Annotated in this window: 21 protein-coding genes and 1 riboswitch; of the genes, 12 read left to right on the top strand and 9 right to left on the bottom strand. The window is 41.5% G+C overall.

Going from position 1 to position 22941, the window contains the following annotated elements; all coding sequences use genetic code 11:
• Window positions 1-77 precede the first annotated feature (77 nt).
• Window positions 78-1604 carry an alpha/beta hydrolase gene (locus FKZ59_RS06190; protein WP_141601881.1) on the bottom strand — a complete coding sequence of 509 codons (1527 nt, stop codon included), beginning with the start codon at window positions 1602-1604 and terminating at the stop codon, window positions 78-80.
• Window positions 1605-1827: 223 nt separating this feature from the next.
• Between FKZ59_RS06190 and FKZ59_RS06185 the strand changes: the two genes are divergently transcribed.
• On the top strand, window positions 1828-2019 hold the full coding sequence (locus FKZ59_RS06185) for an ABC transporter permease (protein WP_141601880.1): 192 nt from the start codon (window positions 1828-1830) through the stop codon (window positions 2017-2019).
• 112 nt (window positions 2020-2131) lie between these two features.
• On the opposite strand, the gene sstT is transcribed toward FKZ59_RS06185, so the two are convergent.
• Both sstT and FKZ59_RS06175 read right to left on the bottom strand, forming a co-directional pair.
• Window positions 2132-3352, bottom strand: coding sequence for a serine/threonine transporter SstT (gene sstT, locus FKZ59_RS06180; RefSeq protein WP_141601879.1), 1221 nt, complete (start codon window positions 3350-3352; stop codon window positions 2132-2134).
• A gap of 179 nt (window positions 3353-3531) precedes the next feature.
• Window positions 3532-3948, bottom strand: coding sequence for a DUF1284 domain-containing protein (locus FKZ59_RS06175; protein WP_141601878.1), 417 nt, complete (start codon window positions 3946-3948; stop codon window positions 3532-3534).
• A 198-nt stretch (window positions 3949-4146) separates the two neighbouring features.
• On the opposite strand from FKZ59_RS06175, the gene FKZ59_RS06170 reads away from it, so the two are divergent.
• Window positions 4147-4347 carry an alpha/beta-type small acid-soluble spore protein gene (locus tag FKZ59_RS06170; protein WP_141601877.1) on the top strand — a complete coding sequence of 67 codons (201 nt, stop codon included), beginning with the start codon at window positions 4147-4149 and terminating at the stop codon, window positions 4345-4347.
• Window positions 4348-4462: 115 nt separating this feature from the next.
• Here the strand turns inward: FKZ59_RS06170 and FKZ59_RS06165 are convergent, their stop codons facing one another.
• The 3 genes from FKZ59_RS06165 to FKZ59_RS06155 all read right to left on the bottom strand — a co-directional run bounded on the left by FKZ59_RS06165 (window position 4463) and on the right by FKZ59_RS06155 (window position 7925).
• Window positions 4463-5761, bottom strand: a complete 1299-nt coding sequence (locus tag FKZ59_RS06165) for an arsenic transporter (protein ID WP_141601876.1) — start codon at window positions 5759-5761, stop codon at window positions 4463-4465.
• Window positions 5762-5902: 141 nt separating this feature from the next.
• A complete protein-coding gene (gene dapA, locus FKZ59_RS06160) occupies window positions 5903-6790 on the bottom strand; it encodes a 4-hydroxy-tetrahydrodipicolinate synthase (protein WP_141601875.1) in 888 nt (295 codons plus the stop codon).
• A gap of 109 nt (window positions 6791-6899) precedes the next feature.
• Window positions 6900-7078, bottom strand: a riboswitch (Lysine riboswitch).
• Window positions 7079-7190: 112 nt separating this feature from the next.
• Entirely contained in the window at window positions 7191-7925 is a 735-nt protein-coding gene (locus FKZ59_RS06155) for a restriction endonuclease (protein ID WP_181733207.1), read from the bottom strand.
• A 173-nt stretch (window positions 7926-8098) separates the two neighbouring features.
• Here FKZ59_RS06155 and FKZ59_RS06150 point away from each other — a divergent pair, with 173 nt between their 5' ends.
• The 7 genes from FKZ59_RS06150 (at window position 8099) to FKZ59_RS06120 (ending at window position 16847) form a co-directional block, all read left to right on the top strand.
• The gene (locus tag FKZ59_RS06150; RefSeq protein WP_141601873.1) at window positions 8099-9163 is read left to right on the top strand and encodes an LLM class flavin-dependent oxidoreductase; all 1065 of its coding nucleotides are present in this window, start codon (window positions 8099-8101) and stop codon (window positions 9161-9163) included.
• A 503-nt stretch (window positions 9164-9666) separates the two neighbouring features.
• Window positions 9667-10515 (top strand): DegV family protein, encoded by an 849-nt coding sequence (locus FKZ59_RS06145; protein WP_181733206.1) that lies wholly within the window; start codon window positions 9667-9669, stop codon window positions 10513-10515.
• Window positions 10516-10666: 151 nt separating this feature from the next.
• On the top strand, window positions 10667-11143 hold the full coding sequence (locus tag FKZ59_RS06140; protein ID WP_141601872.1) for a flavin reductase family protein: 477 nt from the start codon (window positions 10667-10669) through the stop codon (window positions 11141-11143).
• Window positions 11144-11335: 192 nt separating this feature from the next.
• Window positions 11336-13231: a PrkA family serine protein kinase gene (locus tag FKZ59_RS06135; RefSeq protein WP_141601871.1), complete on the top strand. Its 1896-nt coding sequence runs from the start codon at window positions 11336-11338 to the stop codon at window positions 13229-13231.
• A gap of 164 nt (window positions 13232-13395) precedes the next feature.
• Window positions 13396-14556, top strand: a complete 1161-nt coding sequence (gene yhbH / locus FKZ59_RS06130; RefSeq protein WP_141601870.1) for a sporulation protein YhbH — start codon at window positions 13396-13398, stop codon at window positions 14554-14556.
• Window positions 14549-15976, top strand: coding sequence for a SpoVR family protein (locus tag FKZ59_RS06125; RefSeq protein WP_141601869.1), 1428 nt, complete (start codon window positions 14549-14551; stop codon window positions 15974-15976). Before yhbH ends, FKZ59_RS06125 begins: the two co-directional genes overlap by 8 nt.
• 181 nt (window positions 15977-16157) lie before the next feature.
• Complete coding sequence (locus tag FKZ59_RS06120) at window positions 16158-16847, top strand: hypothetical protein (RefSeq protein ID WP_141601868.1); 690 nt, start codon at window positions 16158-16160, stop codon at window positions 16845-16847.
• Between the two features lie 141 nt (window positions 16848-16988).
• Here FKZ59_RS06120 and FKZ59_RS06115 read toward each other — a convergent pair whose 3' ends face one another.
• Together FKZ59_RS06115 and FKZ59_RS06110 are read right to left on the bottom strand one after the other, a co-directional pair.
• Entirely contained in the window at window positions 16989-18659 is a 1671-nt protein-coding gene (locus tag FKZ59_RS06115) for a ribonuclease J (RefSeq protein WP_141601945.1), read from the bottom strand.
• Between the two features lie 109 nt (window positions 18660-18768).
• Window positions 18769-19002: a glutaredoxin family protein gene (locus FKZ59_RS06110; protein WP_141601867.1), complete on the bottom strand. Its 234-nt coding sequence runs from the start codon at window positions 19000-19002 to the stop codon at window positions 18769-18771.
• Window positions 19003-19348: 346 nt separating this feature from the next.
• Here FKZ59_RS06110 and FKZ59_RS06105 point away from each other — a divergent pair, with 346 nt between their 5' ends.
• Together FKZ59_RS06105 and FKZ59_RS06100 are read left to right on the top strand one after the other, a co-directional pair.
• Window positions 19349-19897: a hypothetical protein gene (locus FKZ59_RS06105; protein WP_141601866.1), complete on the top strand. Its 549-nt coding sequence runs from the start codon at window positions 19349-19351 to the stop codon at window positions 19895-19897.
• 150 nt (window positions 19898-20047) lie between these two features.
• On the top strand, window positions 20048-21184 hold the full coding sequence (locus tag FKZ59_RS06100) for a TIGR04053 family radical SAM/SPASM domain-containing protein (RefSeq protein WP_141601865.1): 1137 nt from the start codon (window positions 20048-20050) through the stop codon (window positions 21182-21184).
• A 110-nt stretch (window positions 21185-21294) separates the two neighbouring features.
• On the opposite strand, the gene FKZ59_RS06095 is transcribed toward FKZ59_RS06100, so the two are convergent.
• A complete protein-coding gene (locus FKZ59_RS06095) occupies window positions 21295-21792 on the bottom strand; it encodes a L,D-transpeptidase family protein (RefSeq protein WP_141601864.1) in 498 nt (165 codons plus the stop codon).
• A 221-nt stretch (window positions 21793-22013) separates the two neighbouring features.
• Between FKZ59_RS06095 and FKZ59_RS06090 the strand changes: the two genes are divergently transcribed.
• Entirely contained in the window at window positions 22014-22907 is an 894-nt protein-coding gene (locus FKZ59_RS06090; RefSeq protein ID WP_141601863.1) for a DMT family transporter, read from the top strand.
• Window positions 22908-22941 lie beyond the last annotated feature (34 nt).

Below are 22941 nucleotides of genomic sequence, written 5' to 3'. Positions count from 1 at the left end.
TTCAATATTGGAACAGAAATGTGCTTATCCACGACTGAAGGATTTTCGGGCAATTATTGAATCCGTCTCCGCCTTATCTATTCGATTCGCGGATCGATTTCATCACCCGTTTTGATATCAATGATTTTTTCATGATTTTTCGGTGTTGGGATAATTTTGCTTTCTGGAGGCTGTACATTATTTTCCACCCAATCCACCAGCAACAAAAATGCCTGGTGTACATAGGGCAACAACGGCTGAAGCTCTTTTTCGGGATCCGTTGCCGGGTTCCATACGAGCCCATCTACATGATTTCCTTTTTCTATGATATATAGACGATGAAGATGTCCTCTTTTTGCCCGTTTAACCAATTTTTCATATCCTTTTGCATGAATGTCCGGGAAAATGAGGGCGTCCAAAGAACCGGTGATGCTGATGAGAGGAACGTCAATTTGGCCGGTGTTTTCAATCTCTTTTATTTTTTCTTTCATGAATTTTCTTCTTTCGTTGTAACGATAATTTTTGAAAATATGATCATAAGTGCGGTCGCGGAGGCCGTTTTCGTCAAACTTCAAGTAGTCGCGCCAATGAATGCGGTTTGGTGCGGCAGGGTCGAAATGGTCCCGGTAAATGTTCAATGTGATAAACCAATAGATTTGGTCATGATATGCCCATAATTTTTCGGAGCCTTTTGGCACGCCCGCCTTATATAATTCATTTACCGCTTTTTCTTTTTCCTTCCCGTTTCCATAGATGGCCTGTTCAGCATGATTCACGACCGGAATCAGGGAGCTGATCAGATTTGGCGCTTTTTCTGTCCAAAGTACGCCTTCCCAGTCCACACCGCCGTCAAATAATCTCGGTTCCCCCGTCTTTTTCGGGTCATCATTTTCCAAAGCATAGCGCACAATATATCCGCCATTTGAGATGCCGATGGCGTAAGTCGGCACTTTATGATCAGGCCGGACCAATTTGCTTGCCGGATTTGACGAATCATTCGGATCAATCAATTTTTCGCTGAAATTGTTGATTAAATATTGCTGGGCCGCCTTTGTAATTTGCCTGAAGCGGAAATGCCACTCTGCGACGGAATCATCTTCATCGACAAGAGCATTTTTCACTTTCGCCAATGGATCGCCTTCCACTTCCGTTCCCTGTGTTCCCTTGTCGATTGCTGCGAAGGCATATCCTTTTTCAAGAACAAAATCGCTGAATAATAAGTCTGTCGCTGTTTCATTTCTTGTAGCGGGTATGCCGGAAACGACCAATTTGCCGTTCCAATGGTCAGGCACCCGGATGACGAATTGGGCATCTTCAAAAGCGCCCGTCACCTGGGTACCGGTTATTTCCGCCGGTTTGTACATTTGATGCCAACCTGTCCCTTTTTCAGGATTTCCCCAATAAATAGGAGCTAATAGATTATTGCCATATAGATTGGCCTTCTCCAGCTGCCGCGGATTCAACGTTGTCAGCCAGCGCAGGTCTTGTCCGTCAAAATAAGTCACTTCCACTGAATGGGCCCCGGGAATTATTTCATTTGCATGTGCCGGCGTCCCCCCGCCGATGGAATTGATTCCAAAAAAGAGAAACGAGGTTAAAGTAATTCCGGTAAGTTTCCGATACAAGGAATGACTCTCCTTTTCAACGTGATTTTCTTTAATTGTATATTCATATTTTTGGAAATTTATGAAAACTTACTGCATCAATTGGGCTTGGCCGCATGCAAAAGTGGAAGAATTATTGTTATAATTAACGTAAAAAGAAGAAAATTTGCCGAAATAGAGGTGAAAAAATAAAAAATCCATCATAAAATATAGATAACAATAAAATTTTTAGGGAGGTATGTGGATGATAACCGGTCAGTTAGAGCGGGCTTTTCAATTGGCTGAAAAGCATCGTCTCGAAGTCAGCACCATTTTGGAATTAGACAAAATCATAAGGAAGGAAATCAATTCGACCCCGATGATGGAGGAAAAAATACTTCATCAAGTCATTAAAATTTTGGAAAACAATAAAAGATTTCTTAAGGAGGCAACATAGCAATTGGAAAAACAAGTGGAATTGTATGGTGATATAGACGAATTTGATTAAAGGCACTGCTCTTTAAAAAGAAATGGTGAAAGAGCAGTGCCTTAATAATTTTATACATAATTCAGTTTGCTTTTGACTCTTTGCGTTTTTTGGCAATTTCCGCAGTAGCGGTGAACAATACGTCGGATGAGGAATTCAATGCGGTCTCGCAAGCATCTTGCAATACGCCGATGATGAATCCGACAGCCACCACCTGCATGGCGATATCGTTGGAAATGCCGAACAGGCTGCATGCGACAGGAATCAGCATCAATGAACCGCCGGGAACTCCCGATGCGCCGGCGGCTGAAATTGCCGAGAGCACTACCAGGATAATGGCCGTAATGACATCTACATCAATTCCCAACGTATGACAAGCCGCAATCGATAAAACGGAAATCGTAATTGCTGCACCGGCCATGTTAATCGTGGCGCCTAATGGAATGGATACGGAATATGTGTTTTTATCCAAACGCAATTTTTCGCATAAAGCCAAATTGACCGGAATATTCGCTGCTGAGCTTCGGGTAAAGAACGCGAATATTGCGCTTTCTTTTAATGTCATCCAAACGAGGGGATATGGATTTTGCTGCGTAAAAATAAAGGTAATCAGCGGATTGATCACTAAAGCCACAAAGAACATGCAGCCAAGAAGAATGGCTAAAAGTCTTACATAATCTTCCAAAGCGGTAATTCCGTTTGTTGCGACCACTTCAAATACAAGCCCCATAATGCCGACCGGCGCTAATTCAATTACCCATTTCACAATTGCCGAAACGGCTTCCGCAAAGTCATCGATCATCGTTTTAGTGGAGTCCGACGCTTTCTTTAACGTAATTCCAAGGAGGACTGCCCAGGCCAAAATTCCGATATAATTGGCATTCACCAGCGCATCGACAGGATTTGAAACGATATTGGAAAGCAAGGTTCCAAACACTTCCCCGATTCCTTGAGGCGGTGTTATATCTTCAGCGCCCGATTTAAGTTTAATGGTCGCAGGGAAAAGGAAGCTGGCAACGACCCCGACCGCCCCGGCGGAAAATGTGCCGATGGCATAAAGAACTAAAATCATTTTCATATTGGTTTTCGCGCCGCTTTTATGATTGGCAATCGCCTGGATTACCAGCACCAGAACCAGGATAGGCGCAACCGATTTTAATGCCCCGACAAACAGACTTCCAAAAACGGAAATCCAACTGATTGCTTTTGGTATTGTTATGCCAAGAATAATTCCTAAAATTAATCCGGCCAATATCCGTTTGACCAGACTGATCCGACACCAGGTATTCCAAACTTTTTTCATAAAAAACCTCCACATTTTGCTCTGAAAATACATTTGTTTTCATCGAAAGGACATCGTCAAATATAGTTTAGCATGAATATTTCAAATCCGAAGAAATTTGTAATTTCAAAATAGTAAATGTATTTTGATTAAATAAAAAAATCTCCTGAAAAGGAGATTTCAAAATTATGATAATTTTGTTATTTTACTTTCCACAAACCGGCTCCATTCAAAATTCTTTGGATTCCTCCTTTGCAGAGGCCATATGACCTCCAACTGCACGTATAACAGAGAACATCTATATCTTCCGGAGTCACATATTTCCGGATACGGGATTCCACTTCTTCCCAAGTGATGACTTGTCCGACGCTTAATCCTAATTTTTCCAATACTTTTTTGTCCCGTTCAAAAATGTTTTTGTCCAGGCAATGATAGTCTTTGCAGTCAGGGTATTTTTCGCAGATTTGATCAACCCCGTCAATAATTTCAATTAATGTTTTCGGGTTTTTTCTCAATTCAGTATGTATTCGTTTCATATTTTCCGCAAATTCCTCGGAATACCCCATCCCCCTGAAACCGATGAGGCAGAACAGATGGTGACCACGTAATTTAAACATGAGCTTCCTCCCATAGGCAACGTTATAAAGTTAATTACATCATACCATTTGGGAGGAAAAAAATGCACATCCAGAAAAAAACAACAATTATATGCGGCAAAAATCAATGGATTTCCAACGATTCTCAATGTTCCCTGCATTTCTAAAGTATTAAAAACTTCCCCTTGTGCATTCTAATGGCACAAGGAGGTGAACGGCATGGCGAACCGCAGCTCCAACAAATTATTATTCCCTGGTGCAGAAGCGGCCTTAAACCAAATGAAATATGAAATTGCGCAAGAGTTTGGCGTAAATCTTTCACCGGATTCTTCATCCCGTGCAAACGGTTCTGTCGGTGGGGAAATTACGAAACGTCTTGTGCTAATGGCTCAACAACAATTGCAAGGGAAGTCTGAATAAATCATCAGAGTAGAAAAAAGAGCGAATAAAATTTCGCTCTTTTTTCATTTGCTGCAAGCCCGCTATTATTGTAACCATTATGAATGATATTACTCATATGTAAAACAGAAAATGTTTAAGAATTTATTAACAATGTGAAATATAAACCGGCCAATGTGAAGAACAAAATCGGCAAAGTCAACACAATCCCTATTTTAAAATAAGTTGCCCAGGAAATTCTGATTCCCTTGTTTTTAAGGACATGTAGCCAAACAAGGGTGGCAAGGGAGCCGATGGGCGTAATTTTTGGGCCCAGATCGGAACCGATGACATTGGCAAAAATCAATGCTTCGCGGATGGCGCCGGATGTATCGGTTTCCGCAATGGCCAGCGAGTCAATCATGATGGTAGGAAGGTTGTTCATCACAGAGGACAGGAAAGCCGAGATATATCCCATGCCGATGGTAGCGGCAAACAATCCGCCCCGAGATGTCCACTCGATGACAGATGCCAATCCTTTTGTAAATCCCGCATTTCCCAGACCATAAACGACCAAATACATCCCGATGGAAAAAAATACAATATTCCATGGAGCTCCTTTTAACACCGCTTTTGTATTGACTGCAGGACTTTTCCAGGCCATTCCCAACAGGAAAAGCGCCATAATCCAACCGATGAAGGAAACGGGGATATGTATCAATTCTGCTGTAAAATAACCGGTTAATAATATTGCCATCATCGGCCAGGCCAACAGAAACAATTTTCGATCCCGAATCGCTTCCCGCGGATTTTTCAGCATCGCTACATCATATTTTGATGGAATGGATTTATGGAAATATAAAAGCAGCACAACAATCGTCGCGGTTAAAGAAAACAAATTCGGAATGATCATCCGAAGAGCGTATTCCTTGAAACTGACACCAAAAAAATCGGCAGCAATCACATTCACCAAATTGCTGATTAAAAAGGGAAGGGAAGTGGTGTCCGCGATAAACCCACTGGCCATGATGAATGGAAAAATCATTTTTTCGCTAAAACGTAAATTCCGGACCATGGCAAGAACAATCGGTGTCAAAATCAGAGCCGCTCCGTCGTTGGAGAAAAAGGCTGACACAAAAGCCCCGAGAACCGTCACGGTAATGAACATCCGCACTCCGTTTCCTTTCGCGATGCGGGCCATGTGCAGGGCAGACCATTCAAACAAGCCGATTTGATCCAAAATAAGTGAAATGATAATGATGGCTATAAATAATAATGTGGCATTCCAGGTGATGCTTACAACGGCGAAAACATCTTCCAGGTCCACCACTCCGGCGATCAACGCAAGCACCGCACCGCCGCAGGCAATCCACCCGATATTGATGTTTTTTGGCTGTCTTATCACGAGGACAAGGGTGATGGTGAAAATGAAAATGGCCAAAATGAAATTAAGCAAAATCGTTGCCTCCATCCAAACTCAGCTGAAATAGGATTATCTAAATTTCACAAGTGCTATTTTACTATATTGATTTTTGTTTTCCTATCGATTCCTGAATATGTGCAAAATAAAAACCTGCCAATCAATTGGCAGGGGAATTTATGAAATCAATTGCGGCTCTATGTCTTTCAGCAACTGCTCGATTGTTTTTTGTTGTTCCTCATTTAATGGCACTAATGGCAAACGTACTCCTCCAACAGATATGCCTTTTAGATTTAAGGCAGCTTTGACAGGTGCAGGGTTTGGCGCGATGAACATTCCTTTCATGATCGGCAAAAGTTTTCGGTGTTCTTTTGCAGCTTCTTGGATATTGCCGTTCAAGAAATGCTGGATCATGGATTGCATTTCGTTTCCAATAATATGGGAAGCTACGGAAATAACTCCTGTACCTCCTACCGCCATTGAAGGCAATGTCAAGCTGTCATCTCCGCTGTAAAGGGAGAAATCATCCGGTGTTCTTTCGATGATTTGTGCCATTGCATCCAAATTGCCGCTTGCTTCTTTAATAGCCACAATATTCGGAATCTCCGCAAGACGGACAACGGTATCAACGGATAAATTTACGACGCTTCGTCCAGGAATGTTGTACAAAACTACAGGCAGCTTTGTGCTTTGGGCAATGCTTCTGAAATGTTCATACATGCCTTCCTGGTTAGGTTTATTGTAGTACGGAGTAACGAGCATTACACCGTCAACACCGATTTCTTCGGCTTTTTTTGTAAGTTCAATGGAAGCCCTTGTATTATATGATCCTGTACCTGCAATTACCGGGATTCTGCCATTGACAGTTTTTACTGCAAATTTAAAAAGTTCCAATTTTTCGTTTTCTGTTAATGTAGGGGATTCCCCGGTTGTTCCGCAAACAACCAAACCGTCTGTTCCGTTGGCCATTAAGTGATGAATTAACCTTTCTGCTGCGTCAAAGTCCACTTCACCGTTTTGGTCAAACGGTGTCACCATTGCTGTTAATACTCTCCCGAAATTCATTTCTTCTCCACATCCTTTTCATTTTTTTGTAATGGAGAAGGGCAATTTTCTAATAAACGCAAAAAGCAACAACGAAGAGCCCCGTTGTTGCAAAAAAATGAAAATTTTTGCGTAAGATAGCCCTCCATATAGTTTCCTATATGACAGTCCTGCACTTATTCAATGCAGGACCAGCCCCTGAAAAAATGAGTTTCCAGGGACTTCGGCAAATCCCCCTTTCCACAATGATCATTGGACCTCATTATCCTCACACTGTGTACTCTTGGTCTTTGCGCCTCTATCCTTACTTCAACACAATATTGAATTGAAATAAGTCGATGTATAATTATATACATTGTATATTCTTTTATTTGGAAAAGCAATAATGATTATGGCTTCAAATGGCTTCCGTATCTTTATTTTATAAGAAATATAGAAAAATTTGAAATATTCGATTGGATTTTTTATAAAATAAATTTTTTGGTGTCCATAAATTGGAATCCGGAAACGCAGGCAAAATGTAGGACAAGGCCGATTGGAAAATGTATTTTTTATTATTTTCGCAACTTGCCGTTTCCGTCAATTCATCGGATTTTATTAACCGTATATGATGCAATGAAGCGTATCGTTTGGCGGAAGCGGTAAATTGGCCGGATATAATAATGGCTTCATCCGCTCCATAAGTTTTTTTCTTGGATTGGACAATTTGTATGCTCCGGATATCCGCTGCATTTCGGGAATTTATAGATTGTACAATATATTTTTTTGTGCCTTTCCATAAAATCAGATCTACATCGAAGGACTCCAATTCTTTGGATACAACGGCCACATAACCTTGTTTTTCAAAAATGTTTTTTAAGAAATAGAGGTATTCCAAATCTTGTGACCGGTTGATTTGTTTTAAATCAATCTCTTTTTTTCCGGATTTTATCAATTTAATAAAACGGCATACCGAGTAGAAAATGAAACGGAAACTCGATGTTCTAAAAGGTTTGTAAAAAATGGCGGCTGCAATGAATAACATGAAGTGCAATTTTACATCATAAATATCCGGCTTTGCGGAAAATGAACTGATAAATGTGATGACAATTCCGAAACTAAACATCGACACTATTATGAATTCAATCGCTTTATGGCCGAACTTCCGATTTTTCATGGCAATCATCCTTGTTTTTAGTCTTATTTTTCGCTTATTGGGTCCAAGTTATTCTTAAAACTATGGGCTATACCGAGATAAAAATATTGATAATTTTTCTGTTCTTTGTGTATGATAAGAAAAACATTTCAATTTCGAGATAATAGCCATGAAGGCTTGATGGGGGAAAAGTGATGGAAATAGGATTAACGACATTTGTCGAAACGACGCCCGATGTACGGACTGGGAAAGTGATCAGTCACGCACAACGCCTTCGGGAAGTGGTGGAAGAAATCGAGCTTGCGGATGAAGTAGGATTGGATGTTTATGGTGTGGGGGAACATCACCGGAAAGATTATGCATGTTCCGCTCCGGCGGTTTTGCTTGCGGCAGCTGCAACGAGGACAAAACGCATCAAATTGACGAGCGCGGTCACGGTGCTGTCTTCGGATGATCCGGTTCGGGTGTATCAGCAATTTGCAACGCTCGATGCCATTTCAAATGGCCGGGCGGAAATCATGGCCGGCCGCGGTTCTTTCATTGAATCATTCCCGTTATTCGGGTACGATTTGAAGGATTATAATGAATTGTTTGAGGAAAAATTGGATTTATTATTAAAAATACAAAAGAATGAAATTGTTCAATGGAACGGCAAATTCCGTCCAAGCATTGACGGACGCGGAGTATATCCAAGACCGGAAAGGGAAATTCCCATTTGGATTGCCAGCGGAGGAACACCCCAGTCCGTGGCAAGAGCGGGCGCATTAGGCTTGCCTTTATGTTTGGCCATCATCGGAGGAAGTCCATTGCATTTTGCGCCTCTGGTAAAGCTCTATTACCGAGCAGCCAAAGAAGCGGGGCACGATCTTTCAAAATTAAAAGTGGCTTCCCATTCCCATGGTTTTGTTGCGGAAACGACCGAAGAGGCAGTGGAAAAGTTTTTCCCGCCAACCCAGTATGCCATGAATGTATTGGGCAGGGAGCGCGGCTGGGGACCTTATACGCAGGCGACATTTGATTATGCCCGAAGTTTGGAAGGGGCATTGTATTGCGGAGATGTCAAAACGGTAGCGGAAAAAATCATTTTCCTGCGCAAAAATGTCGGCATTACACGATTTTTGCTTCACTGCCCTGTAGGTTCGATGCCTCATGAGGATGTGATGAGATGCATTGAACTGTTGGGAAAAGAAGTGGCGCCAATTGTCCGGGAAGAAGTGGCAAAATGGGAAGCGCAAGGAAATGGCCAAATTGAGAGGTGATCAATGACCTTGGGAAAGAGAAAGGTGAAACAAAGACGAATTGGGAAGATCCCCAATTCGTTTTTTATGTAATATTGACTGATTCGGAAATATTATCAGAATTGGAAGCCGCAGATGAACGACATGTAAATGGCATTATCAAATGAGGAGGAAATAAATTTTGGCAAATTGCCTGGGAGAACATAAAAAAGGGTGCGGGCTGAAAATCCCGCACCAAAATGGAGTAGATAAGAAAGGGGTTTCGAAAGGATATACTTAAAGCATGGGGCAACAATGTAAAAGCTTTACAAATTGTACTCCATTCATCCTTTGATTTAATTTTACTCCAAAAACATGATGAATAAAAGAAATGGGAAATTTTTTCAAAGAATATTCAAAACTTTTTGAACAGCTTTAGACAAACAAATTTTGATTGAATATGGAAGAAAATACTTGGGGTTTATTTTTCTGCTATAGAATGTGATATAATTGAAGAAATTTTGTGGGATCCAGAGGTGAACATTATGATCAAAATTACGGCAGATAGCACTTGCGACTTGTCTCCGCAAATTTTGGAACAATACAACATTTCATTAATCCCTTTTCACATACTGATCGATGATGAGGATTTCCGGGATGGGGTTGACATTACTCCGAAAGATTTGTTCCGCTATGTCAGCGAAGAGGGGAAATCCTGCAGAACAGCCGCGATCAATGTTTTTGAATACGAAAATTTTTTCAAAGAATTTTCGCCGAATTATGATGCGGTCATACATATCAGCTTAGGATCCGGCTTTTCTTCCACCCATCAAAATGCAAAAATTGCCGCAGAACAATTTGAAAATGTGTACGTTATCGATTCGCAAAATTTATCGACCGGAAGCGGACACGTTGTTCTGGAAGCGGCGATTATGGCGCAAAATGGGGCACAGCCCGAAGAGATCATCAAGCATTTGGAAGAAATTGTTCCTAAAGTGGATACAAGCTTCGTCATTGATACGATGGAATATTTAAGAAAGGGAGGACGCTGTTCCGGAATTGAAGCTTTTGGAGCTACACTGTTGAAAATCAAGCCGTCCATCGAAGTGGTCGATGGCAAAATGATTGTCGGAAAAAAATATCGGGGAAATTTCGACCGCTGCATTGTCAACTATGTTAAAGACCGCCTTGAAAATAATGATGATATCGATTATTCAAGAGTGTTCATTACCCACTCTTATTGTTCACCGGAAACTGTCCAAAAAGTCAGAGTGGCCATTGATAAGTACGCCAAGTTTGAAGAGATTATTGAAACGTATGCGGGCTGCACTGTTTCCACTCACTGCGGTCCCAATACGTTAGGGATCTTATATAAGCGAAAAAGCAAAAAGTAACATAACGATATGCTGAAACCGTCCGGATTACTCCGGACGGTTTTTTCCGTTTTTTACATTCAGGGCAAGTCCTAAAAAGTGGAAAAGAAGGGATTGATATTTGTATAATAAAACTGGAATCATTTTGAAAGAATAATAGGAGGGATTATGAATGGATCCGAAGGCGAAAAGAACTGCATTGAGAGGGATCACATACGGGCTCTACATTATCGGCACAAAAGACAATGAAGGTGTAAACGGATTTGCGGGCAACTTTTTGACGCAGACTTCTTTTGAACCGCCTCTTGTAGCCATCGCTGTAAAAGAAGGCACCCGCTCCCAAAAACAAATTGCCGAAAGCGGCGTCTTCAGCGTAAACATTTTGGAATCCGGCCAAAAAGATATGGTCACTGCCTTCTTTAAATCATTGCAACCGGAAGGGAATAAATTGGCAGGATATGAATTCTACACGGCAGAGACAGGCTGCCCAATCTTCAAAGATGCATTAAGCTTCTTCGAATGCAAAGTGGTGGACAAAGTTGAAAAAGGCGACCACTACATTTATGTAGGGGAAGTCATCAATGCCGGCGTTCACCGCGAAGGAGATCCGCTAACAATGAAAGAAACAGGCTTCTATTATGGGGGATAAAATTTCTTCATAAAAATGATGAACCATCATAAAATGGTAGTGAAAATCTTGAAAAAAGCTTTCCTAAAGCAGGCGTGCTTAGGAGAGCTTTTTTCTATCTTATAGAATCTCAAATGAAAATTCATAGGTATCATACACCAAACGCAATCATACTATGTTATAAATTAAAGCCCTGAATGGAGGGAAGGCGCTATCGACATTTTAAAGAAAATCAAAGAGCACAGAGAAGAAGAAGAGAAGCTGAAGTGGGAAGGGACTTTTGCCGAATATTTGGAAATTGTGAAAAAACGTCCAGAAGTTGCACAATCTGCTCACGCCCGGGTTTACAATATGATCAAAAGCGCAGGAATCGAGGAAAAGAATGGACAAAAAATCTATAAATTCTTCAGCAACGAAATCTTTGGTCTGGAATCGACTATTGAACGCTTAGTGGAAGAGTATTTCCATCCTGCCGCCAAAAGACTTGATGTGCGGAAACGGATTCTGCTTCTAATGGGACCGGTCAGCGGTGGAAAATCAACCATCGTGACATTGTTAAAACGCGGATTGGAAAAATATACCCGCACTGATGAAGGAGCGGTCTATGCAATCAAAGGCTGCCCGATGCATGAAGATCCTCTGCACCTGATTCCGCATCATTTGCGCGACGATTTTTATAAAGAATATGGCATACGCATTGAGGGAAGTTTGTCTCCGCTTAATCAACTGCGATTGGAACAAGAGTATGGAGGACGCATAGAAGATGTCATGGTAGAGCGGATCTTCTTCTCGGAAGATAAACGGGTAGGAATCGGAACTTTTACCCCGTCCGATCCAAAATCCCAGGACATCGCAGATTTGACAGGCAGCATCGACTTCTCGACCATTGCGGAATACGGTTCGGAATCCGACCCGAGAGCTTACCGGTTTGACGGCGAGTTAAACAAAGCGAATCGTGGGCTTATGGAATTCCAGGAAATGTTAAAGCTTGATGAAAAGTTCTTATGGCATTTATTATCACTCACGCAAGAAGGCAACTTCAAAGCCGGAAGATTCGCGCTCATTTCAGCCGATGAGCTCATTGTGGCCCATACCAACGAAACCGAATACCGTTCCTTCATTGCCAATAAAAAGAATGAAGCGCTCCACTCAAGAATTATCGTCATGCCGATTCCATACAACTTAAAAGTGAGTGAAGAAGTGCGCATTTACGAAAAAATGATCAAAGAAAGCGACATGGCCCATGTACACATTGCGCCTCATGCGCTGAGAGTGGCTGCGATGTTTTCCGTATTGACAAGACTGGAAGAGCCGAAAAAGCAAGGCATTGATATTGTGAAGAAAATGAGGCTGTATGATGGGGAAACAGTCGAAGGATTCAACGATACCGATGTGGAAGAATTGAAAAAGGAATACCCGAATGAAGGAATGAAAGGCATTGATCCGCGCTATGTCATCAACCGCATTTCATCGGCGATCATCCGTAAAGAAGTGCCATCCATCAATGCGCTGGATGTTTTAAGGTCATTAAAAGATGGACTAGATCAGCATCCGTCCATTACACCGGAAGATCGGGAAAAATATTTGAACTACATTGCCATTGCAAGAAGAGAATATGATGAGATAGCCAAAAATGAAGTTCAAAAAGCCTTTGTTTATTCTTACGAAGAGTCCGCCAAAACATTGTTGAACAATTATTTGGACAATGTGGAGGCTTATTGCAACAAGCATAAAATCAAGGATCCGCTGACCGGTGAAGAAATGCCGCCTGATGAAAAACTGATGCGTTCAATAGAAGAACAAATCGGCATTTCGGAAAATGCGAAGAAGGCGTTCCGGGAAGAAATCCTCATCCGTCTTTCCGCATATGCAAGGAAAGGAAAGAAATTCGACTATAATTCCCACGAAAGGCTGCGGGAGGCGATTCAAAAGAAATTGTTTGCAGACTTGAAAGATGTCGTAAAAATTACGACTTCCACAAAAACACCGGATGAAGCGCAGTTGAAAAAAATCAATGAAGTAATCGCCAGATTGATAGATGAATATGGCTACAATTCCACTTCAGCCAATGAATTGCTGCGTTATGTCGGCAGTTTATTGAACAGATAAACTTATTGCAGGCAGTAAACACCCAGTGTATGTGCTAAGATTTTTTCTTAGCACATTTTTTATGAAAAAAATGTAGTGGTAATCCTGCAAAACTCGCGCATATGATAAAAAAAGTGATTTTCCGGATGGACTCGGGAAGATCATGAAAGATGGGTGATGAACAAATGAAGAACGAAAATAATAAGGATTATATTGTTTCTCGAGAGGATTGGTCTTTGCACCGCAAAGGTTACCAGGACCAACAACGTCATATGGAAAAAGTGAGGGAAGCGATCAAAAACAATCTGCCGGATTTGATCAGCGAAGAGAGCATCATCATGTCCAATGGCCGCAAAGTGATCAAGATTCCGATCCGTTCTCTTGAAGAATATAAAATCCGTTATAACTACGGGAAAATGAAACATGTTGGCCAAGGGCAAGGAAACAGCAAGGTCGGCGATATCATCGCGCGGGATTCGCAGGGAGCCCAAGGGCCGGGAAAAGGGAAAGAGGCCGGAAATCTGCCCGGTAAAGACTATTATGAAGCCGAAGTGAGCCTGGAAGAAGTGCAAAACCTCTTATTCAGCGAATTGGAATTGCCGAACTTGGAACAAAAGGAAATGTCCAATATTATAACGGAAAAAATTGAATTTAACGATATCCGAAAAAAAGGCTTAATGGGAAATATCGATAAGAAACGCACGATTCTTTCGGCGATGAAGCGCAATGCATTGAGGGGAAAAGCGCAAATCATGCCGATTACCGAGGAAGATTTGCGGTTCAAGACATGGAATGAGGTCATAAAACCGGAATCCAACGCGGTCGTGTTGGCAATGATGGATACAAGCGGCTCCATGGGAAATTTTGAGAAGTATTGTGCCCGGACATTTTTCTTTTGGATGACCCGTTTCTTGCGTACGAAATATGAAAAGGTGGAAATTGAATTTATTGCCCATAGCACAGAAGCGAAAATCGTAACGGAAGAAGAATTTTTTACAAAAGGGGAGAGCGGAGGAACCATCTGCTCATCCGCCTATTTGAAAGCTCTTGAATTGATTAAGTTAAAGTATAGTCCAAGTCGTTATAATATTTATCCTGTTCATTTTTCAGACGGGGAAAACATGTCCAGCGACAATGAAAAATGTTTGAAACTCGTCAATGAACTGATGAAAGTTTCCCAGATGTTTGGATATGGGGAAGTGAATGCATTAAACCGTTATTCCACTTTGATGAATACTTATAAAAAAATCAAGAATCCGAAATTCCGCCATTATGTGATTCGCCAAAAAAGCGATGTTTACGAAGCGTTAAAAAGCATGTTCCAAAAACAAGAGGCAAATGCTTAAAGGGGAGATTCAGGTGGATAAAGAACTCCAGAAGGCCATTGATGAAATTACGGAAATTGCCATTGGTTTCGGGCTGGATTTTTATCCGATGAGATATGAAATCTGCCCTGCGGACATCATCTATACCATTGGCGCCTACGGGATGCCGACAAGATTTTCCCATTGGAGCTTCGGGAAGCAATTTTACAAAATGAAGCTGCAATATGATCTGGGTCTCAGCCAAATCTATGAACTCGTCATCAATTCCAATCCTTGTTACGCCTTTTTATTGGAATCCAATACCCTTACGCAAAACAAATTAATTGTCGCCCACGTACTGGCCCATTGCGACTTCTTTAAAAACAATGTACGTTTCTCCAATACGAGAAGAGATATGGTGGAGAGCATGACGGCGACCGCTGAACGCATTGCCAGCTATGAGCGGCAATATGGCAAGCATGAAGTTGAAAAGTTTTTGGATGCGGTATTGTCCATCCAGGAACATATCGATCCGTCCATCATTCGTCCGCAGTTGATCTACGATGAAGAAGAGGAAGAAGATGAAAGCAGCATCATCATTCCGACACCATATGATGATTTGTGGAAATTGGATGAACTTGTGGAAGGAAAAAAAGAAGAGAAGCCCAAGAAGAAAAAGAAGAAATTTCCTCCAAAGTCGGAAAAGGATTTGCTGTTGTTCATCGAACAATACAGCCGCGAACTGGAGGAATGGCAGCGGGATATTTTGACGATGATGAGGGAGGAAATGTTATACTTCTGGCCACAGTTGGAGACGAAGATTATGAATGAGGGATGGGCGTCCTACTGGCATCAGCGGATTATGCGGGAACTGGATCTGGATACGGCCGAAACGATTGAATATGCCAAACTGAATGCGGGAGTGCTTCAGCCATCGAAAACCTCCATCAATCCGTATTACTTAGGTTTAAAAATCTTTGAAGATATTGAAAGGCGCTACGACAATCCGACGGAAGAAATGAAAAGAATGGGGGTAAAACCGGGATCAGGAAGGGAAAAAATCTTTGAAGTTCGGGAAATCGAATCGGATATTTCCTTCATCCGGAATTATTTAACAAAAGAACTTGTGGAACAGGAAGATTTATATTTATTCGAGAAAAAAGGAAATACGTATCAAATCACGACTAAGGATTTTGAAAAAGTCCGGAATCAGCTGGTATCCATGAGAGTGAACGGAGGATTTCCTTACATCGTAGTGGAAGATGGAGATTATGAAAGAAACGGGGAATTGTACTTAAAGCACTGTTACGAAGGAATGGAGCTGGATCCTTATTATTTGGAACATGTATTGCCATATATTTATCAGCTTTGGGGGCGCTCCGTCCATTTGGAAACGGTGGTTGAAGGGAAGCCGGTGCTCTATTCCTATGATGGAAAAAGAAATTCAAGAAAAACGTTGTAACGGCCTCTTGAAAGCTCATGAAGTATCATGGGCTCTTATTTTTTATTTTATGGGAAGAAGACGTGGAACTTATTTTTTTTATTTCATCGTTTTTCATACCGGGTAACTTTACTAAAATTTTGTTAATATAATTGTAGGGTAGTAGATTGATTATGGTTTCTTTTCAGAGGCGGAAATGAACATGCTTAGAAAATTGAATTGGAAAAAAATTACTTGGACCATTTTGTTTTTTTCATTATTGTTTTCCGTTATTTTTATTATCACCCGTATGGTGTTTGCTCCCGCAGAATTAAAAGCGATGGAAGAACATGCAAAGGTCAAGACTGATTATGTGCTGATGCTTTTGCAATGCAGTTCCGGATTATTGATCATGATGATTCCTGCAATTATCGAAAGAAAAAATTCCGTTGACATTCCTGACTCCATTGAAGTCATTTTTTATATGTTTTTATTTTGCGCCATTTATTTAGGGGAAGTGAAAAACTTTTATTATCTCGTACCATTTTGGGATACCATCCTGCATGCTTTCAGCGGAGTGATGCTGGGGGCGCTGGGATTCATATTAGTGAGGTACTTAAATGAATCAAATCGCATCCACGTTCAATTGTCTCCGTTTTTTGTATCTTTTTTTGCTTTTTGTTTTGCGGTGACGATGGGGACAATGTGGGAAATCTATGAGTTTTTGGCAGATGGTATTTTATCAACCAACATGCAAAAATTTATTGCGTCCGATCTGACCGTGCTCAGTGGAAGGGATGCTTTGAAAGATACGATGATGGATTTGATAGTGGATTCAGTCAGTGCCCTGATCATATGCTTTTATGGATATCTGAAGTTGAAAAAATTGAAGAAACAAGGATACTTGAGATAAAAAGGGTGCAGAAGGGCATACCTTCTGCACTCTCCTTTTATTTATGGAAAGAAACGTGCCCTTTCAATGGATTTTGTTTCCCGGCCTTTGTACCTCTTCTTTCGCTGCTTTCCGAATTCTTCCTGGCAAACGTTCTTACTTTTAAATAGGAACTATGATCGGCAGTATCATCGGCTTTTTCTTTGTTTTTTCATACAAATATTGGCCTACGTCTTTTTTGACGGCTTTTTTCATGGCAAAAATATTGAAATCTTTATCTTTGAAAGAATCAATTGTGCTCTTGGTGATTTCATTAATATTGCGAATCAAATCACCCGATTCCTTGGCATAAACAAATCCCCGGGAAATGGAGTCCGGTTCTGATACCCGGCTTCCGTCAGCTTTATTGACGGTGATGACAATGATCAGCATACCTTCTTCCGAAAGCTGCTTCCGGTCTCTCAACACAATATCTTCAATTCCTTCTTCGCCAAAGGCATCGACATACGCATCTCCGGCGGGGATTTTTCTCGTTTGCCGGGCTTCCTGGTGCTGTATATCCACCACATCGCCGTTATTTAATATGAAAATGTTTTTTGGTTTGACACCGACGTCTTCCGCCAATTTGGCATGCAAATGCAACATGCGGTACTCCCCGTGAATCGGAATGAAATATTTTGGCTTCATCAGCGTCAGCATCAGTTTGAGATCTTCCTGATAGCCGTGTCCTGAAACATGCATGCCGGTTTTGGAGGCCGGGCCATAAATGACATTGGCTCCCAGCTTGAATAAGTTATCGACGATTTTTGTGACGTCTTTTTCGTTCCCGGGAATAGGCGATGCGGCAAAAATCACCGTATCTCCCGGGTCCACCCGGACATCCCGGTTGCTGTTGGTGGAAAGCCTTGAAAGGGCGGCAAGCGGTTCCCCCTGGCTGCCGGTACATAGAACGACGACTTTTTCGGAAGGCCATTGTTTGACGTCTCTTGCATCGATCAGCAACCAATCCGGGATATCAATATAACCGTATTTTTTGGCGACACTGACGACGTTCACCATGCTTCTTCCAAGAAGGGCGAGCTTCCGGTCCGTTTTGATTGCCGCTTCCACAATCTGTTGGATCCGGTTGACATTGGAAGCGAAAGTAGAAATAATGATTTTCCCGGAAGCATTAAAAAAGGATTCCTCAATTTGTTTCCCCACTTCCCTTTCGGAGGGGGTCGAACCTGGCCGTTCCGCATTCGTACTCTCGGAGATCAGAAGCAAAACTCCATCGTCCCCAATTTGGGCCATTTTATGAATTTCCGTAAACTGCTTGTTTACCGGTGTAAGATCGAATTTGAAGTCCCCGGTATGGACTATTTTTCCTTCCGGCGTATGGAAAACGATGCCTAAACAATCCGGGATGCTGTGGATGACTTTAAAAAAGGTAGCCTGAATGTTTCCGAAATTCAATCTGGAATCCGAATGAATCTCAATGAGTGTGGATTCGCGGAAAATTTTATGTTCCTTCAGTTTTAATTCGATTAATCCCAAAGTAAAACGTGTGGCGTAGACAGGGATATTGATTTTTTTCAGCAAATATGGGATGCCGCCAATATGATCTTCATGGCCATGGGTAATGATGATTCCGCGGATTTTGTGTTGATTTTCCACGAGATAGGTAAAGTCAGGGATAATCAGATCAACCCCCAAAAAAGTCCTGTCTGCAAACTTTCCTCCGCAGTCGACAATGACTAAATCCTCTCCGTATTCAATGACATACATATTTTTCCCGATTTCATTAATGCCGCCTAATGCGCAGACAGAAAGCATGCCTGTAGATGACAACATCATCCCCTCGCTCCATCAAATTTCCATCCTTCAGTATGGGATATTCTTTTATTTCGTATACAACAAAAGCCTGCTCCCTTTATTCTGCTGCAGGAAGCAGGCTCTCCGTTTAATTGGCCAAAGCTTGCATGATGGCGTGTGGATTAAATCCCACAATCCATTGTCCATCGATTTCTATTTGAGGTACGCCCATTTGACCCGTTTTGTTTACGAGTTCAAACATCGCTTGAGGGTTCATCTCAACGTTTATTTCTCTATAAGGAATGTTTTGCTGCTTCAAAAAATTTTTGACCATCACACAATATGGACAGCTGTTTGTCGTATAAACGGTTACGTTCTTCAAAGAAAAATCCCCCTTTTTGCATTATACCCTTATAAGTATAATATACAAAAACATTTATAAAGTACAATAATATGCGTTTTGTTTATTTCGTTAATTAATTACCTATATGGGTATTGTGGCAAGAAAAATTTTATAAATCAATCATAAATCTCTTTTTGCCGAATAGTATGGTAATAACCTGATAGAAGGAAAGAAGTTTTTAGCGAATGACTTTAATAGAGGTGATGTGATAATGCCCCTTTTCATTTGTGTGCTGGAGATAGTTTATTTGTTTTTATGGATGGGATCCGGAAACAAGATTTTTTTCTTTATTGCATTGGGGATTTTTCTTTGGTGGATTTATGAAATGAGGAAGGAGGCAAGGCTCAGAAGGGAAAAAATCGAACAGGATACGATCCGGAGGCTGGAACGGATTCCCCATAACAGAAGAGCGGTTTCCGATGATTGTTTAACCGCAATCTTATTGGACGAGCATTCGAAAACTTTTTACTATCTGAAAAGAGATGACGTGGAATCGGGTTTTAAAAAGAAGAGTTATTCATTTGACGAAATCTATGAATGCGCGATTGCCGTGAACGGAAGCATCTGCTCCTTGATTTCAAAAGGCGGCATACATGGCTGGTCAATATTGAATGATGATGTAGAAATATATAATGAGGAAGCTTTCAAAGAAGAAGATACGATCAAAAAATTAAGTTTAAAGATCGCTGTGGACGATTTATCCAACCCCATTATCGAATTCGTATTTTTTGAGGACAAGCGCGGCATTGAAAAAGATACTGAAGAATATGAAGAAATTTGGAAAGAATGCAGGAATTGGCATAAAAAAATCAGCATCATTATTAAACGCAACCAGAAGAATCAGGTGGCTGTCAGCAACTGGGCCCACAATTGAAGAAATTAATTTTGCAACGATCCTTCATGTTAAGAAAAGGATCGTTTTTTATTGAAAGTGTGATTTTCCTCACTTCGTGATTAGTTCGCTTTCGATACAATAAAATCAAAAGATGTATTAATAATATTTCTTTTGGAGAGTGTGATCGGAATGTATAAACGGGATTATAATCAAAATCCTTTTATTGTCATTTGGGAGCTGACAAGGGCCTGTCAGCTGCATTGCCTGCATTGCCGTGCGGAAGCGCAGCGTCACCGCCATCCGTTGGAGCTCGATTTTGAAGAAGGAAAAGCGTTGATTGATCAAATTTATGAGATGGATAATCCGATGCTTGTTTTTACAGGCGGAGACCCGCTGGAAAGGGAAGATGTGTTTGATTTGGCGGAATACGCCATTTCCAAAGGAATGAGGGTATCAATGACGCCATCTGCCACACCGAATGTGACTAAAGAAGCCATTCAACGGGCAAAAGAAATCGGTTTAGCAAGATGGGCGTTCAGCCTTGATGGCCACTGTGCGGAAGTGCATGACCATTTTCGCGGTACGAGCGGTTCTTTTGATTTAACGATGAAAGCGATTTCATATATACATGAACTTGATTTGCCGTTGCAAATCAATACGGTCATCTCCCGTTATAATATCGATTATTTGGAGGAGATGGCCAAAATGGTGGAAGATTTAAATTGCGTCCTTTGGAGCGTTTTCTTCCTCGTCCCGACAGGAAGAGGAAAAGAATCCGACATGATTTCTCCGGCTGAGCACGAGAAAGTATTCCTGTGGCTATATGAATTGTCGAAGAGGGTGCCTTTTGACATAAAAACAACTGCCGCCCAGCATTATCGCCGGGTAGTCATCCAGCAGAAGCTCCGGGAACGCCGGGGGGTGAAGAGTGGGGACCATATTGATTATGAAGATGCTTTGATGAAAGGAAAAACAGGCCAAATTGATGGATTGGGACGGGCCCCGCAAGGCGTCAATGACGGAAACGGCTTTTTGTTTATCTCCCATATTGGAGATGTTTATCCAAGCGGGCTGTTGCCAATCAAAGCGGGGAATGTACGAAAAACACCGCTTGCCGAAATTTACAGAGAATCAGAGATTTTTAAAAATTTGAGAAATCCGGATATGTATAAAGGGAAATGCGGTGTATGCGAATTCAACAAAGTGTGCGGCGGTTCACGTTCACGGGCCTATAGCGTCACAGGCGATTATATGGAAAGCGAACCGTATTGCGTCTATATTCCGAAAGTAATGCGCAAGAAACCAAAACATAACGAAGTTCGATAAATGGCGGTGCAGGAGTGCAATTACTCCGCCCGTCTTTTTTTCATATGTATCTGCAAAGCGCTAAAATAATAAAGGGGACATCTCAAATATAGATAGACGCCCCCGCAAAGTTAATAGTGGATATATACCGCTGTCCCATTTGGTACGATGCTCGCCAGTTCTTCCACATCTTCATTCAACATGCGAACACATCCCTTGGAAACCGCATATCCGATGGAGCCCGGATCATTGGTTCCATGAATACCGTAGCTTTCCTTGGAAAGGGTCAACCACATCGTACCAAAAGGTCCTCCAGGATTAGGGGCTCTATTGACGATCACGAAGTTTCCTGTGGGCGTTTCATAAAGCATTCTTCCTACTGCAATCGGGTAAGTTTTTACTAAAACGCCGTTATGATATAAAGATAAAGTGCGGTTATTGATGGATACATCAATTTCATAAGGAATCGTACTTGGATCCGGCAAACCCGGGATGTTTATCGGTTGGCCGGCATAGATCAAATCCGGATTTGTAATCTGCGGATTATTTTCCAATAATAGAAGATATTCGACCCGATAATCCCTTGCGATTTGAACAAGTGTTTCTCCGGGTTTTACATAGTGAATCATGAATGCACCTCCAACCTATCCGCTAAACACATTTTATTCGGTGCTTTTGGAATAAGTGTCACACAGGAATTTTTTGGGGCTATGATGCTTGTCGGCACATATGCAAAGACCCTGTATAATGTATGACCATATTCTCAAAGATATGTTAGACTTTGTATCAGGTTGTTTTAGAAAAGCGTATTTCTTTATAATCAAAACAGGGTACTTTCTTGGAGGATGCTATGAAAAGATATATTGGGGAAATAATGTTGCTGACAACCGCCATCATCTGGGGGAGCGGTTTTGCTTTTAGCGCCATTTCACTGGACTACTTTACCCCTTACCAAATATTGGCGGTTCGTTTCACTGTCGGGGTATTGATTTTAAGCGTTATATTCTTTCCGCGGGTGAAGCGATTGAAGAAGCCGACCATAAAGAGGGGATTCATTTTAGGTTTTTTATTGTATTCGGCGTTTCTGTTGCAGACGGTCGGACTGCAATATACGACACCTTCGAAAAATGCTTTTATTACAGCGATTAACGTCGTGATTGTCCCGTTTATCGCTTTTTTTCTGGATAAAAGAAAAGTGGATAAATTTGAATTGGCCGGTGCATTTTTGGCCATTATAGGCATTGCCTTTCTATCATTGGAATTATCCATAGCGGAAATAAATATGGGCGATTTGCTTACCTTTGGATGCGCCGTCGGTTTTGCTTATCAAATTTATTACACTTCCAAATATGTGAAAGACGAAGACCCGATATTGCTTACGGTTGTACAGATGGGGGCGGCTGCCCTGTTTGCATGGATGTTCGTGATGGTCAAAGGGGAAATTCATTTTGCGCTGGAATGGAAAGGAATTTTATCTATTTTGTATTTAGGTTCGTTTTCGACGGCTCTTGCTTACTGTTTCCAAACGATGGCGCAAAAGTATACGGGCGAAACCAAGACCGCCATCATTTTATCCACTGAAGCATTATGGGGGATGATTTTCTCCATAATCATATTAAACGAAGTATTGACAGGAAGAATGATCATCGGGGCAGCTCTGATTTTAACGGCCATCATCTTGGCTGAAACGAAACCGGACTTTTTGAGGGGAAAATCAGTGGAGGATGTCAGACAAATCAAATAATGTAGCGGAAAATTGGATCCTGGAGTATAGCTCC

The sequence above is a fragment of the Ureibacillus terrenus genome, assembly GCF_006569205.1.
Classification (GTDB): Bacteria; Bacillota; Bacilli; order Bacillales_A; family Planococcaceae; genus Ureibacillus; species Ureibacillus terrenus.
The sequence above is the reverse complement of the archived record's forward strand: the minus strand, read 5'-3'. Positions and strand labels throughout refer to the sequence as shown.